The sequence below is a fragment of the Swaminathania salitolerans genome (genome assembly GCF_007988945.1).
GTDB classification, from domain to species: Bacteria; Pseudomonadota; Alphaproteobacteria; order Acetobacterales; family Acetobacteraceae; genus Swaminathania; species Swaminathania salitolerans.
Genome location: NZ_BJVC01000002.1, coordinates 395,260 through 409,703, shown reverse-complemented (window position 1 = coordinate 409,703; position 14,444 = coordinate 395,260). Strand labels below are relative to the sequence as shown.

Genomic DNA, 14,444 nt, shown 5'->3' with positions numbered 1-14,444 from the left:
TTTCCGGAAGTGGAAGCCCGGCGGCACCGCATCAGGGGGATGAAAGCCCCGATGCGGTTCTGAGCCGGGTTTTCGGCTTTTCCTGTTTCCGCGGGCAGCAGAAAGAGGTCATCGATTCGGTTATCCGGGGCGAGGACGTTCTGGTGATCATGCCCACCGGTGGCGGCAAGAGTCTGTGCTATCAGGTGCCCGCCCTGTGTCGTCCGGGTATGGGAATTGTCATCTCGCCCCTGATCGCATTGATGGACGATCAGGTCGCGGCCCTGAGGCAGCTCGGGATCAACGCGGCTGCGCTTCACTCCGAGCTGCCGGAAGAGCGTCTGGACGAGATACGGGCCGATCTGCGGGCAGGGCGGGTCGATCTGCTCTACATATCCCCCGAGCGGCTGGTCTCTCCGGGAACGGCAAGATGGCTCGCCCGGAACCGGGTTTCGGTGCTGGCGATCGACGAGGCGCATTGCGTGTCCGCTTGGGGGCATGAATTCCGCCCCGAATATCGCGCCCTTGCCGATCTTCCTGCCATCTTTCCGGACGTACCGCGCATCGCGCTCACGGCCACTGCCGATTCACGCACGCAGGACGACATCCTCCAGGCGCTCGGCATGGAGCAGGCGCGTCGTCTGACGTCGAGCTTTCACAGACCCAATCTCTTTCTCGCGGCTGCGCCCAAAGGTTCCGAGACGCGTCAGGTCCAGGACGCGCTCGCGGCTCATCGCGACGATGCCGCGATCGTCTATTGCGGCAGCCGGAACCGTACCGAGCGTATGGCAAAAAGCCTCAGGGAGCGGGGGTACAACGCCCTTCCTTTCCATGCAGGACTGTCCTCGCAGGAGAAACACGCGACTCTCATGCGCTTCAGGAGCGGGGAACCGATGGTGATCGTGGCGACGGTCGCTTTCGGGATGGGGATCGATCGCCCCGACGTCCGCTGCGTGGTCCATCTCGATATGCCTGCGTCACCCGAAGCCTATTACCAGCAGATCGGACGTGCCGGACGCGACGGCGAACCCGCCGAGACGCTCCTGCTCTATGGCGGCGAGGATATGGCGCGCGCCCGGTACTGGCTGGAACAATCCAGCGCGCCGGAGAGCGAGAAGCGCGTGATGCAGGCGCGTCTGGAGAGCATGATCGCATTGACGGAAACGGTCGGATGCCGGACGCAGGCGCTGCTTGCATGCTTCGGGGAAGCGCTCGAGGGGAAATGCGGCCATTGCGATAATTGCCGCAGCCCGGTCGAGACCTTCGACGGGACGGAAGCGGCGCAGAAGGTTCTCTCGGCCATCTATCGCACGGGCCAGCGATTCGGAGCGGTTCATCTCACCTCCGTTCTGCGCGGGAAGCTGACCGAGGCGGTCGAACGGCACGCCCATCAGCATCTGACGGTCTTCGGTGTGGGGAAGGATCGTCCGGAACAATGGTGGCGAGGCGTCATCCGCCAGCTCATCGCCCGGGGTGCCATTCGCATGAGCGGAGAGCATAACACGCTCGGTCTCGACGTGCCCGTCGCACGTCCGATCCTGCGCGGGGAGACCCGTCTCGAACTCCGCTCGGATCCGCTCGCCCCGACGAGGGAAAGCGGACGCGTCTCCTCGGCCCGGACGCCGGCCGACATGCTCGATGCAGCCTCGCGCGAACGCTTCGACGCCTTGCGACAATGGCGGCGCGACGAGGCGCGGGAGCAGGAGATCCCGCCTTATGTCATTTTCCACGATGCGACTCTCGCGGAGATCGCCCAGAGCGATCCCCGCGACATGGAAGCGCTTTCTCATATCAAGGGAGTCGGGACCTCGAAGCGGGACCGCTACGGTCAGGCGGTGATTGCCATTCTTCGCGCCTGCTGAGGCATCCCCGGGAAATATCGCGGGCAGATCGGCCTCCGCCCCGGAACCGTCCCGGCTTGCTGCGCCGATCCCGGCCCGAGCCGGTCCGGACCCGCCTTCCTCAGGACCTGTCCCGGAGCTTGAACGTCACTGTCTTCCTGGAGCCGCCGAGAAAGCTGAAGGTGATCGGCACGGAATCGCCGGGTTTCACCGAGTCCGGGAAATCCTTGCAGATCAGATGATACCCGCCTTCGGGAAACACCATCGTCATGTTGCCCGGTATGGTGAAATGCGAAAAGAGACTCGCGGTACGCTCGTTCATCTCCTGTTCGCTGTGATAGGCATCGATATCGGTGCAGTCGGTAGAACTCACCCCCGAGATCAGATGCGGTTCGCTGCTCGTGTTCCTGATCGTGAAATAGGCGGCCGCGAGACCGTGGATATGTTTCGATCGCCGCATCCATCCGTCGATCGTGATATCGTGGCTCGCGTTTTTCTGCCCGGGTATGTCTGCATCGGTCGTCTGGGCGAATGCCTGTGACGCAGCGGCGAACGGAGCTGCCACGCAAACTGCAAGGGACAGCGCCAGAATGGCTTGCACTCTCTTCAACGATAGGCTCCTTTCTGCCCCCGGCCCGGGCGGGTGGGCCGGCCTCATCATCTGCCCATACAGGGAGACTCAGTCATGAATTGTCCGTTCTGCGGTCATGCAGATACGCAGGTCAAGGATAGTCGTTCAACGGATGATGGCGCCGCGATCCGTCGTCGCCGTGTTTGCGGCGGATGCGCGCAGCGTTTCACGACCATAGAGCGGGTCCAGCTCCGGGAACTCACCGTGACGAAGATGGACGGTCGCCGTGTGCCCTTCGATCGCGACAAGCTGGCGCGCTCGATCCGGATCGCCCTGCGCAAGCGTCCGGTCGAGGAGGAACGTCAGGAACGGATCGTCAACGGGCTGGTTCGCCAGCTCGAGGCATCGGGGGAGGCGGAAATTTCTTCGTCCCGTATCGGCGAATTGGCAATGGACGCATTGCGCAGCATCGATGGTGTCGCTTATGTGCGCTTTGCAAGCGTATATCGTGACTTCCGTGAAGTGGAGGCGTTCTCGAAGCTTCTGACGGATATGCGTCCCGAGGAAGAGGAGCGCGCCTTTTCCGGGGTATCGTCGCGACAGGAAGACAAGGACAGCTCATCATGACCGAAACCCCCTCCCAGCCTCAGGCGAAGCGTTCGCGCACCGTCGCACGCGTCGCTGCCGTTCAGGCTCTGTTCCAGTGCGAGCAGGGCGGGGAAAATGCGGAGACCGTGATCAGCCAGTTCCAGCGTCATCGCCTCGGTACGGGCAAGGATCAGGGCTTCGAGGACGGCCATGTGCCGGATGCCGATTTCCGGCTCTTCGGTCTCATCGTCAAGGGAGCCACGCTCGCCCAGGATCGTATCGACGCGATGCTTTCCGAAGCCCTGCCGGCGAGCTGGCCGCTTTCCCGTCTGGACCCGGTCCTGCGTGCGCTCCTGCGTGCCGGAGCGTGGGAGCTGGGTGAGGATGTGCCCGCGCGCGTGGTGATCAACGAGTATCTGGATGTAGCGCACGGTTTTTTTTCCGGAGACGAGGCGAAGCTCGTCAATGGCGTGCTCGATGCCCTGAACAGGTCCGGCTCCGGCGAACCCGTCTCGGGCAAGATGCCGCCGGGAGAAGTCGACCGCGCCGAAGGGGATGGCCCATACTGAAACCGGTATCGATACCTGTCCCGATATCGGCAGCGAGGCGCCCGGAAAGGCGCCTCGTGAGGCACCCGGAGCGGCACCCGGAAAGGCACGCGGATAGGTGTCCTCAGAGACGCCCGATGACGCGTGTCGGGGGATGCATCGAGAGACTGACAGAAAGATGAGCGGCGGCGAATTCGATTTCATCGAGCGGTTTTTCAGACCGCTGGCAGGAGAGGGCGCGCGCGGGCTGCGCGACGATGCAGCGGTGCTGGCTCTGGCAGAGGGCAGGGAACTCGTTCTTTCGACCGATACGCTGGTGGAGGCGGTGCATTTCCTTCCCGGCGATCCGGCCGAGACCGTAAGTCAGAAACTCCTGCGAGTGAGTCTCTCCGATTGTGCCGCCATGGGCGCGGTTCCGCGCGGCTATCTGCTCAATGTCAGCCGGCCTTCCGGCTTCGACGATCAGTGGTTTGCGAGCTTCAGTATGGGGCTTGCACAGGATCAGGCGCAGTACGGCGTTACGCTCCTCGGTGGGGACACGACAGGGACGCGCGGGCCGCTCGTTCTCAGCCTCACGATCCTTGGCGAGGTGGAAAAGGGCGCGGCCATCGGCCGGATCGGTGCCCGGTGCGGCGATGCGGTCTGGGTGACCGGTACGATCGGTGACGCCGCGCTCGGCCTGCAGGCGCTTCTCGATAATCTTCCCGATCCGGATGGTTTCCTTGCAGGGCGTTACAGGCTCCCCCGCCCGAGAGTCGGTTTCCCTCTCGCCCGTTTCGCCAGCGCCGCCATGGATATCTCCGATGGTCTCGTTCAGGATGCCGGACATATCGCAAGCGAGAACGGCCTCTGTCTCGAGATCGAGGCGCAGGCGGTACCGCGTTCTCCCCAGGCCTTGGCAGCAGGCGAGCGCTGGCAGTCGCTCTGCCTGACCGGCGGAGACGATTACGAACTCCTGTTTACCGCATCGCCCGATTGCGAGGTCCGGATCATGGAGGCCGCTGCGGAGACCGGGATACCCGTGACGCGTATCGGTACGGTCCGTGAAGGGCGTGGCGTGGTGGTGCGCGACCCTTCGGGCAAGGCGATGACGCTCGACCGGAAAGGCTGGCAGCATTTCTGATGTTCGCGCCGGGAGCCGTCAGACGGCTCCCTTGCTCCCCCGGGGGGGGAGATCAGACAGCGCGGAAGACCAAATCAGAGAGGGGGGATGGCCATTTCGTACATCCGATGCACCTTGTTGGGCTCTGGCGCGAGGCGCTTCACCAGATTGAGCATGGCGGTGTTGGTTTCGAGTATCCAGCCCAGCTCGACGAATTCATAGGGCAGGGATTTGCGTCTGCTGATGAGCTCCGCAATCGCCAGAGAGGGCATCAGAGCGCCCAGAATGGTGCCGCGCACCGTATGGGATACGCCCAGCAGAATGACGCGTGCCGAGTGGAAGCGATGCCCGAGCAGCCGTGTCCCGAGTTTCGCCCAGCCCAGGGGTGAGGGCGCCCCGCCGAGATCGCCCGCGATATCGTAGATATTGGGGACGACCAGTGCCATCGCCGCGGGCACGTCTCCGCGATTGATCTGAACGTAATGTTCGGGGCGCAGAACCGGCTTGAGCTGCCCGATGAGGGCGGTCATTTCATAGGACTGAAGCGGGACGAAATTATACGTGCCGGACCAGCCGTCATTATAGAGGGTCCTCAGAACCTCTCCCTGAGCGGTGATTTCCTTTTTGGAGAGATGCGACACGGTGACGTCGCCCAGCTTCCCCGTGCCGGGTACGAGCGCGCCGGGTACGATATGGCGAGCGTCCAGATCTGCCGTCAGGTCCAGCCGGAATGTCAGGAGATCCTGCGATTTTTCCAGACCGACGCGCGCGACGATGGCATGCAGTTCAGGCGGATGCCAGGGCGTTCCGATCATTGGCGGCTCCGTCTGGCCGCTGACCATGAGGCCCGATTCCCCGTGATACCCCAGGGTCACCGGTCCCCGCATGCGCTCCATGCCCTGGTCCCGCAGCCAGATACGGGCCGTATCGACCAGCGCGCGCACGATCTCTTCCTCCGGGAGGGCATCGAGCGCACCGAACCAGCCGATCTTTTCGTTCCAGGCCTCGAGGGCCTTGCCATCGACGACCGCGGAAATCCGCCCCACGGGAACATCGCCGCGCCAGGCCATGAAATAGCGCACGGATGCATGGCGGAAGATGGGGCTGCGCTTCGGATCGAGAAGATCCGTCTGCTCCATATCGAGTGCGGGAACGTAGCCGTCGCGGCCGGAATAGAGCGTGCGGGGAAGTCTGATGAAGCGTTTCAGATCTTTACGGGACATCACGGGTCGGACAATCAGTCCGGTATCGCTCTGGCGGGGGTCTTCTGCTTCCGGCAAGGTTCACTCTTCTGTATCGGTTGGCCCGCTGCAACCCCGTGTTGTGACGCGGGCTTGCCGTTTTCATCGACGAAAGCGCGTTGAATGTCACGTCCTGAACGATTTGCAAAGCACGAGTTTGTCCCGGGTCATGTTCTTGTGACCGGCGCATCCGGCGGGTTGGGGAGCGCGCTCGCCTGTCACTATGCCGCTCCCGGTATTCACATCACCCTGTGGGGCCGCAATGAGGATCGTCTCGCCCGTACGGCATCCCTGTGCGAGGCGAAGGGGGCCACGACCTCGGTCAGGGCCTTCGGCCTGACCGATCATGACAGGGCCCTTTCCCTGCTCGGGGAGGCAGACGCAGCCAGACCGCTCGATCTCGTCATTCTCAATGCCGGTGTGTCCGACATCCGGCCCGAGGGCGCCGTGACCGAACGGGTCGAGGCGGTATGGGAGGCGGCACTCGTCAATTATGCCATTCCGGTCGCGCTCGCGACCGAGGCCGCTTCATTCATGGCGGGACGCAGGCGCGGGCGGATCGCCCTGATCGGGTCGGTGGCCGCGCATCACGACCTGCCTTTCGCAACCGCCTATTGCAGCTCCAAGGCGGGGCTTGCCCGTTTTTCGACATGTCTTCACGCTGCCATGACGCCGAGTGATGTGGGTGTGACCCTCATCGAGCCGAGTTACATCGATACCGCCATGAGCCGTCGTCTCGACGGGGCCCGTCCTTTTCTCGTCACGCCCGAAGACGCGGCACGTCGTATTGCGCGGGCCATAGGGCGCGGGCAGGCCGTACTCGTCTTTCCGGCGGTTTTCCTTCTGCTCAAATTCGTTTCCGCCCTCATGCCACGCAGGATCGCGCATCGGCTTCTTCGCATGGCGCGCGTGAAACAGAACGCGCGTTGAGATAGAGTTGTGACGTCAGCTGTTGACGGAGACGTGATTGCCTGCAAGATCTCTGCCCCTGATTGTTCAGTCAACCGGGCAGAGTCGACTTCCCCCGTGAGGCACTCTCTTCCGTTACCTTGGAGCATGTGATGCAGGATATTGTCACTGTCGATATCGGTGGGACGAATGCGCGTTTCGCGATTGCCTCGATCGATCAGGGACGCGTGATCGATCTTGGAGAGGCGACGACGCTTCGTACGGCCGATCATGCCAGTCTTGCGCTTGCCTGGGAGGCTTTCGGGCGCTCCATCGGTCGCGAGTTGCCGCGCCATGCCGGTATCGCGATTGCCTGCCCGATCCAGGGCGAGACGCTCAAGATGACGAACAATCCCTGGGTGATCCAGCCAACGATGCTCGCCGAGCGCCTTCATCTCGACGACTTTACCCTCGTCAACGATTTCGGTGCCGTCGGTCATGCCGTCGCCCAGGTGGATGATCGCTATCTTCGTCATCTCTGCGGACCGGATCGCCCGCTGCCCGAGCAGGGCACGACGACGATCGTCGGGCCGGGCACGGGGCTCGGGGCGGCCTGTCTGCTGCGCCGCAAGGGGCAGTATTTCGTCATCGAGACCGAGGGCGGTCACATCGATTTTGCGCCCCTCGACGAGTTCGAGGACAAGATCCTGCGCGCGCTCCGTCGTCGGTTCCGCCGGGTCTCTGCCGAGCGGATCGTCTCCGGTCCGGGCCTGACCAATCTCTATGAGATCATCGCCGAAATGCAGGGTCTGCCGATCACGATGCGCGACAACAAGGCGCTTTGGGAAATGGCGATGGAGGGGCGAGACTCGATGGCGGCCGCAGCTCTCGAGCGCTTCTTCCTCTCTCTCGGCGCGGTCGCGGGGGATCTCGCTCTCGCCCATCGTGCGGAAGGGGTCGTGATTGCGGGCGGATTGGGCCTGCGTGTGGCCGACCGTCTCCCGCATTCGGGCTTTGCGGAGCGTTTCGTCGCCAAGGGACGGTTCGAGAGCATGATGGGCGATATGCCGGTCAAGATCATCACCCATCCGCAGCCAGGTCTTTTCGGCGCTGCCGCTGCCTTTGCTTCGGACCACCCGGAGCTCTGAGCCCGAAATCGAAGCCCAGGATCGAAGCCCGGGTCAGGTTCCGACCCCAGCCGGGAGCCCTCACGGGGCTTCTGCGCAGTGAAGAGAGGAAGTGAGGGGAGAGAGAGCCGGTCCTTGCGTCCGGGCCGGGAGGCAGCCCGGGAGCGCCTCCGCCTTTCCGGTGCCCCGGTGCCTCAACATGTCGGGACAAGCGCCTCAGCGCAGCCCGAGACGATCCTGATAGCTTCCCGAGAACAGCGTCAAAGCCTCCTGCCAGGGCGTCGGATCGCTCCCTTCCGGAAGCATGACGCAATCGACACCGCACAGATGCAGGAAACGGGCCTGATCCGGCAGGATGTGGCCTTCCGCGCGGATTTCTCCAGTGAAGCCGTAATATTCTCTCAGGGCGCGCGCCTGTGTGAAGCCCCGGCCATCCCTGAAGACGGGGAACGTCACCACCACCACATCCAGCGCGGCCAGGGCAGGGCCGATGGCCTCGACATCCGTCTCGGGAGTCAGACGCACCGCCCGGGTCGATTCCTCCATCTCGTCGACCGGCACCACGGCGATCCCGTCATGTCCGCTGCGCGGGGGAGAGGAGAGGTCAAACCGTTTCATAAGCGGCTTCCTTGAAAGGTGCGTCACCGAGCCGGGTCAGGGTATCGAGAAAGCCCTCCCCGGTCTCGCGTATGGACAGATAACGATCGACGATACGTGCGATGGCATCGACCATGTCATCCTCCGGCAGCGCCGCACCGAGTATGGCGCCGGTGCGCGCCAGATCGTCCGCACGTCCCCCCAGTGTGATCTGGAAGAATTCCTCTCCGCGCTTGTCGACTCCGAGAAGACCGATATGGCCGACATGGTGATGGCCACAGGCATTGATGCACCCCGAGATGTTGATTCTCAGCGGCCCGATCTTTTCCTGAAGGGTCGAATCGGCGAAACGCGCGCTCAGCTTCTGGGCGATCGGAATGGAGCGCGCATTGGCGAGCGCGCAGTAATCCAGCCCGGGGCAGGCGACGATATCGCCGATCAGCTCGTGATTCGCATCGCCCAGATCGATGGCCTGCAGCTCCTGCCACAGCGCAAGAAGCCGGTCCTGTGCCACATGGGCGAGGACGAGATTCTGGAGGTGGGTGACGCGGATTTCGCCAAAGGAATACCGGTCCGCGATATCGGCGAGAGCATCCATCTGATCGGCGCTGGCATCGCCCGGGATCTCGCCCGCAGGCTTGACGGAAACCGTGACCACGATCCGTCCCGGCGCAAAATGCGGATGGGTGTTGCTGCGGACCCAGCGTGCGAAGTCGGGATTGTCGCGTCTGTCGCGCGCGAGCGCGTCGGATGCCCCTTCGGGTGCGGAAAGATCCGGAGCTGCAAAGCGCGCGCGGATCGCCTCCACCGTCTCCGGTGAAAGGCGGTAGTGATCCGGGTTCATCCGGGCAAGTTCCTGTTCCACTTCCGCCCTGTACCCATCGATACCGAGCGCCTGGACCAGGATCTTGATTCGCGCCTTGTAGATATTGTCCCGTCGACCATAGGCATTATAGACGCGCAGGATCGCCTCCAGCGTCATGAGCAGGCGCTCTTCGGGCACGGAATCAAACATCTCTTGTCCGACGAGCGGCGTCCGTCCGAGCCCCCCGCCGACGAAGATCCTGAATACCGGCCCGGCCTCCGAAGGACGGGCGAGAATGCCGATATCGTGGAACCGTGCCGCCACGCGATCCTGCGGGCTGCCCGAGATCGCGATCTTGAACTTGCGCGGCAGGAAAGTGAATTCGGGATGCAGCGTGGACCACTGTCTCAGGATTTCCGCGTGGACTCTCGGATCCATGAGCTCGTCCGCCGCCGCGCCTGCAAACTGGTCCGAAGTGACATTGCGGATGCAGTTGCCGCTGGTCTGGATGGCATGCATGTCGACATCGGCCAATTCGCGCAGGATCGCGGGCGTATCCTCGAGACGGATCCAGTTGAACTGAATGTTCTGACGCGTCGTGAAGTGGCCGTAGCCGCGGTCGTATCGTCTCGCCACATGAGCGAGCTTGCGCAACTGGCGGGAATCGAGAACGCCATAGGGAATGGCGACCCGGAGCATATAGGCATGGAGCTGGAGATAGAGGCCGTTCATCAACCGGAGCGGCTTGAACTCCTCCTCGCTGAGCGACCCTTCGAGACGGCGCCTTACCTGGCCCTCGAACTCTGCGATCCGCTCGCCGAGAAAGCCGCGATCGGCGGCATTGTAGAGGTAGTGACCGACTGGCGCGTTCATGCTTCCAGCTCCGTTGCGAATTGGGGATGGACCGTCGGGCCGAAAGCCCGGATGCGCTCTCTCACGCTGACCGGCTGCGGCGGGCGTCCCGGGCGGACCACCACTTCATAGACTCCCACTACGGCATCCTTCTGGGCGGTGGCGAGCGCCGAATCGAGCGCCGATTCGTAATGGTCCGGCGTCAGGACCGCCGCATGGGCGATGGAAGGACGCCAGATTCCCGATTCGTCGCGCCATACGATGTTACCGTCGAGCAGACGGTTGGCCGTCAGAACGAGGCCTTCGCCCTGGCCGATGCGTATTGCCCGCTTCATCTTTCGTCCCGTTCCGTATCCGCTGGTTGCCGTATGTGGTATAAACTATTCACGATGAGCGTGTGTTTATAACACGCAGATGGCCCCGATGGGCAAGATGTCAATCTGCACGGCTCTTGTCGTCCTTGCCCCCCCTGCCACAAAGACGGAAAACGGGCGGGCGAAACCTTTCCTCTCCTCGCGACTTGCCTGCCTCGTCCCATTCCCGTCAGATGATCTTTTTCTGGAGCCGACCTGATGCCCGATCGCCTGCCTCTTCCGAAACATGTCTTTCGTGACGCCATGGCGCGCCTTGCAAGCGCCGTTACGATCGTCACGACCGACGGGGCAGGAGGACGACACGGTTTCACCGCCTCTGCCGTTTGCAGCGTCTCGGACGATCCGGCGACCCTGCTGGTTTGCGTCAATCGCTCGGCGTCCACTCATGCGCATCTGGTGGCCAATGGCCTGCTTGGAATCAATATCCTGACTCACGATCAGGAGTCGCTCTCCACGCTCTTCGGCTCCTCGCGTCACGATATGGAGACCCGTTTCGCCGCCGGGCGCTGGAAGCGGGGCGAGATCGGCATGCCCTTGCTTGTCGATGCTCTCGTCAGCATGGAATGTCGCATCGCGCAGATGCAGGAGGTAGGAACCCATACCGTGATGTTCGTCGAGCCACTCTGTGCCGAGTTTCTCCGCTCGGACATCTCGGGCCTCGTCTGGTTCGATCGGGCGTATCGACGGGCCTGACACTCTCGGCCCGTCCGGCCTGTCGCATTCCGCATTCCCGCCACAGGGTGATCGTGCCCCCGATTCGCGCAGGGGCGGATCCTGACGAGATGGCTCGTGCGACCGGGGCCGGGAATGTCAGAGCGCGTCGAGCAGAGCCTCGATGTCCTCGATTAGCGCCGATTTCACGATCAGCCGCCGCCCGGTATGCAGCGCCCGGCGTCGTGCCTCTGCTTCCCATGCCGTATCGGGCGCGGCCGCGAAATCGGCTGCCTGGGCGAAGCCCATGGTCCGTCGTATGAGCTCAAGCCCGGCGAAGCCTGCACAATCCCTCATGACCTCCCGGAAAAACCGGTCCTGATCGTGCGTCGTTTCTTCCGGCGTCGCGAGCGATCCGACATCTCCGCAGCCCGTGTTCCCGTCCCAGCTCTGGCGATAGGCGTTGCAAAAGCCCGACCAGAGCAGGGATATCTCGTCTTGCATCCAGGACTCCCGATCGGGAAGGGCGTAGCCATTCATCACGAGATTGGCGATGAACATCCCGAGATCGAATCCGAGCGGACCAAAAATGGCGAATTCTCCATCGATCACCCGCACATCCTCATTATGCACCATGACCGAACCCGTATGGAGATCGCCGTGGAGGAGGGCCTGGGTGGTGCCCAGAAAGCGCTCCTGAAGCCGGGTGACGCCGGCGTGCAAAACGGAATCGCTCTGGATTTCGGCAACGTCGCTATCGAGCGCGGGAGAGAGCCAGCGATTGCGCGCACATCCCTGCCGGTAGGGATCGGTCATGACCAGATCGACCGTAATCCGGGTGAGGGAGAGGTTACGGGCGAAGACTTCGCGCAGGGCGAAGAGATCCTCGAACGGACGCGCCCGCCAGGAGGTGGCGAATCCCGCATGCCCCACAAATTCGCCGATCCGTGCGGAGAAACCTGCCGGGGCGTCGCCCTCGATCAGTGCAGTGCGAAGCACCTTGTGGGTCGAGAGGTCTTCCATCACGATCAGGAACAGTCCCTCATCCAGATGAAGGAGGGCCGGAATCTGATGCCCCACCGCTGCGCCCAGGGTCTGCATCCACCGCGCCTCGAACAATGTGCGTTCGAGCGGCATAGCCCAGCCCGGATCGACCCGCACATAGGGGAGGGATTGCTTGCAGCAGAGACTGCCGGCGGGGCCGCTGACGATAAACACCGTATTGAGGTTGCCGTCGCTCACCTCTCTCGCCGTCCAGGACTCCGGAGAGCCGCCAAGACGGGCAGAAAGCGCGGGAAGGGTTGCCAGATGAGCCGTCAGGGCGGTGGCATCGAGCGGGCGATAGGTACTCATGGCGTGATCCGGTCGAGAAGGGCACGGGTGGTGGGCAGAACGGCATCGGAGAAATCGGGAAGATCGCGATAGGCAATGCAGGTGAGACGGTCATATTCGCGGTTCGCGGTTTCTGCCCAGGCTTTTTCGACAGAAGCGAAATCGAGCGCGCTGCGGATCAGGAAGCCCAGATCCACGATTCCGGTCCGGGCATGTTCGCAGGCCAGAAGGGGGCCTTCGGTCTCGACGGCGGAGGCGAGGCCGACCTCTTCGGCAAGTTCCTCGAGAAGCTGGGCACGCAGATCGATCGCCTCGCCGCCGTCGCGCGACTCGACCGATCCGGCGGGCACGCCCTGCCAGTAACCCGGAAGATAGAGCGACTCCCGACTCCGCCGCCCGAGAACCACGCCATCGCGGCACAGGAGAAGTGCCGTCACGGCCAGAGGTCGCAAGCCCTGCAGTATGTCGGGGGGCTCGCTCTTCATTCTCGCAAGGACCCAGCGATATTCGCACCAGAAACCCGAAAGCTGAGTCTCGCTCATGGATGAAAGGCAGAACACCCGGCCGTTATAGAGATCGGGATGACGCAGGCGGGCACTCTGCCAGATCGCCTCGATCCTGAGCTCGGTCTCCGCGTCCAGACATGGCGGCGGTGCATCGCAATCGAGCGACAGATCCGGTGCGAGCGGGGTGAGGCACCAGTTTTCCGGTATCGCCTGGGGCAGCGCAGTCATCGACCGATCTCGTGGCGGGAGAGGAGGGTGGCCAGCGCCTCGTCCATGCTTGCAGGAAGGGAGCGGGCACAGGACGCAAGATTCTCCGAAAGCTGCGTCGGGGTCGTGACGCTGGCGATGACGCTGGCGACACAGGGGCGTTGGAGCAGCCACCCGAAGGCGAGCTGCGGGAGGGAAGTGCCGTGTCTTGCGCCGAACGCCTCGAGATCGTCGATCAGGTCCCAGATCGCGGGGCTGTCGTATTGCGCCCTGAGATGGGTCCAGTGAGCCAGACGCGATCGTTCGGGCGGCGCGGTATTCCTCCGGTATTTCCCGGTCAGCATTCCGGATGCGAGCGGGAAATAGGGCAGAAGACCCAGACCGAACCGCGAAAGGGCAGGCAGGAGATCGGTGCAGGCGCGTCGGGCGAGGAGCGAGAGCTCGTCCTGACAAGAAACGATCCCTGTCAGGGTGTGTTGCCGGGCGATATGACAGGCATCCGCCACCTGCCAGGCCGGGAGGTTCGAAACGCCCGCATAGCGGATCTTGCCCGCTCTGGTGAGCGTATCGAGGGCGTGGAGCGTTTCCTCCATGGGCGTCAGAGGGTCCGGCATGTGCAGCTGATAGAGGTCGATCCAGTCGGTCTTCAGCCGTTTGAGGCTCGCCTCGACCGCATGGATGATGTAGCGGCGCGACGCGCCCGAACACAGCCCCCTGCTGTCGTCACCGGCACCCATCTTCATGCCGAATTTGGTCGCGACGATGGCGTCACCACGCCGGCCGGCCAGCGCCGCGCCCAGTGCCTCCTCCGAGGCGCCCGCATGGGAATCCCGCCTGCCATAGCTGTCGGCCGTATCGAAGAGAGTCACCCCGGACTCCAGGGCCTGATGAACGATACGGATCGACCCGGCCATGTCGACCCGGCCGCCGAGCGTGTTGCAGCCCAGACCGAGCTCCGAGACCACGAGCCCCGAAGATCCGAGTGTTCTGTAGCGCATGACTGCCCTCCCTGCATTGCCCGAGGCGTCGGCCTCCGCCCCTGCTTTCGCGAGGAGCGGTTGCAAGGCGCCTGTCCGCCGATACCGACCGCCGAGACTATTCCGAAAAACCGGATACGAACACCGCCGTTCGCTCCCGGATCTCGCGGTTTCATCGCCTCTCCCGGCCTGACGCCCATGGCAAGGCTGTCGCGGCAAGGCTGTCGCGGCAAGGTTCTCGCGGCAGGACCCTCGTAG

At 63.4% G+C, this 14,444-nt stretch carries 15 protein-coding genes; 7 read left to right on the top strand and 8 right to left on the bottom strand.

Translation table 11 applies throughout. The annotated features are described in order from the left end of the window. Positions 1-59: 59 nt before the first annotated feature. On the top strand, positions 60-1,841 hold the full coding sequence (gene recQ, locus SSA02_RS05835) for a DNA helicase RecQ (protein ID WP_246103690.1): 1,782 nt from the start codon (positions 60-62) through the stop codon (positions 1,839-1,841). A gap of 100 nt (positions 1,842-1,941) precedes the next feature. Here the strand turns inward: recQ and SSA02_RS05830 are convergent, their stop codons facing one another. Next, positions 1,942-2,421: a copper chaperone PCu(A)C gene (locus SSA02_RS05830; RefSeq protein WP_246103689.1), complete on the bottom strand. Its 480-nt coding sequence runs from the start codon at positions 2,419-2,421 to the stop codon at positions 1,942-1,944. A gap of 84 nt (positions 2,422-2,505) precedes the next feature. On the opposite strand from SSA02_RS05830, the gene nrdR reads away from it, so the two are divergent. From nrdR to thiL, 3 genes are all read left to right on the top strand, one after another. Beyond that, positions 2,506-3,018, top strand: a complete 513-nt coding sequence (nrdR, locus tag SSA02_RS05825; protein ID WP_147093047.1) for a transcriptional regulator NrdR — start codon at positions 2,506-2,508, stop codon at positions 3,016-3,018. Next, positions 3,015-3,548, top strand: coding sequence for a transcription antitermination factor NusB (nusB, locus tag SSA02_RS05820; protein ID WP_147093046.1), 534 nt, complete (start codon positions 3,015-3,017; stop codon positions 3,546-3,548). Before nrdR ends, nusB begins: the two co-directional genes overlap by 4 nt. A gap of 157 nt (positions 3,549-3,705) precedes the next feature. Beyond that, positions 3,706-4,650 (top strand): thiamine-phosphate kinase, encoded by a 945-nt coding sequence (gene thiL / locus SSA02_RS05815; RefSeq protein ID WP_246103661.1) that lies wholly within the window; start codon positions 3,706-3,708, stop codon positions 4,648-4,650. A gap of 74 nt (positions 4,651-4,724) precedes the next feature. On the opposite strand, the gene SSA02_RS05810 is transcribed toward thiL, so the two are convergent. Continuing rightward, positions 4,725-5,852, bottom strand: a complete 1,128-nt coding sequence (locus tag SSA02_RS05810) for a hypothetical protein (protein WP_147093388.1) — start codon at positions 5,850-5,852, stop codon at positions 4,725-4,727. A gap of 141 nt (positions 5,853-5,993) precedes the next feature. Here SSA02_RS05810 and SSA02_RS05805 point away from each other — a divergent pair, with 141 nt between their 5' ends. Beyond that, the gene (locus SSA02_RS05805) at positions 5,994-6,800 is read left to right on the top strand and encodes an SDR family NAD(P)-dependent oxidoreductase (RefSeq protein ID WP_147093043.1); all 807 of its coding nucleotides are present in this window, start codon (positions 5,994-5,996) and stop codon (positions 6,798-6,800) included. A gap of 131 nt (positions 6,801-6,931) precedes the next feature. Further along, complete coding sequence (gene glk / locus SSA02_RS05800; protein WP_147093040.1) at positions 6,932-7,906, top strand: glucokinase; 975 nt, start codon at positions 6,932-6,934, stop codon at positions 7,904-7,906. 195 nt (positions 7,907-8,101) lie between these two features. Here glk and SSA02_RS05795 read toward each other — a convergent pair whose 3' ends face one another. From SSA02_RS05795 to SSA02_RS05785, 3 genes are read right to left on the bottom strand one after another with little or no spacing between them, the layout of a single operon-like run. Further along, the gene (locus SSA02_RS05795) at positions 8,102-8,503 is read right to left on the bottom strand and encodes a DUF934 domain-containing protein (RefSeq protein WP_147093038.1); all 402 of its coding nucleotides are present in this window, start codon (positions 8,501-8,503) and stop codon (positions 8,102-8,104) included. Then, positions 8,490-10,160, bottom strand: a complete 1,671-nt coding sequence (locus tag SSA02_RS05790; protein WP_147093036.1) for a nitrite/sulfite reductase — start codon at positions 10,158-10,160, stop codon at positions 8,490-8,492. Before SSA02_RS05790 ends, SSA02_RS05795 begins: the two co-directional genes overlap by 14 nt. Continuing rightward, complete coding sequence (locus tag SSA02_RS05785; RefSeq protein WP_147093035.1) at positions 10,157-10,474, bottom strand: DUF2849 domain-containing protein; 318 nt, start codon at positions 10,472-10,474, stop codon at positions 10,157-10,159. The genes SSA02_RS05790 and SSA02_RS05785 overlap by 4 nt, the downstream gene beginning before the upstream one ends. 237 nt (positions 10,475-10,711) lie before the next feature. On the opposite strand from SSA02_RS05785, the gene SSA02_RS05780 reads away from it, so the two are divergent. Then, entirely contained in the window at positions 10,712-11,206 is a 495-nt protein-coding gene (locus SSA02_RS05780; RefSeq protein ID WP_147093033.1) for a flavin reductase family protein, read from the top strand. Positions 11,207-11,323: 117 nt separating this feature from the next. Here the strand turns inward: SSA02_RS05780 and mtnK are convergent, their stop codons facing one another. The 3 genes from mtnK to SSA02_RS05765 are packed head-to-tail and all read right to left on the bottom strand — an operon-like array spanning position 11,324 to position 14,207. Further along, the gene (gene mtnK, locus SSA02_RS05775) at positions 11,324-12,517 is read right to left on the bottom strand and encodes an S-methyl-5-thioribose kinase (RefSeq protein WP_147093031.1); all 1,194 of its coding nucleotides are present in this window, start codon (positions 12,515-12,517) and stop codon (positions 11,324-11,326) included. After that, positions 12,514-13,230, bottom strand: a complete 717-nt coding sequence (locus tag SSA02_RS05770) for an NUDIX hydrolase (RefSeq protein ID WP_147093029.1) — start codon at positions 13,228-13,230, stop codon at positions 12,514-12,516. The genes mtnK and SSA02_RS05770 overlap by 4 nt, the downstream gene beginning before the upstream one ends. Next, positions 13,227-14,207, bottom strand: a complete 981-nt coding sequence (locus SSA02_RS05765; protein WP_147093028.1) for an aldo/keto reductase — start codon at positions 14,205-14,207, stop codon at positions 13,227-13,229. The genes SSA02_RS05770 and SSA02_RS05765 overlap by 4 nt, the downstream gene beginning before the upstream one ends. Positions 14,208-14,444 lie beyond the last annotated feature (237 nt).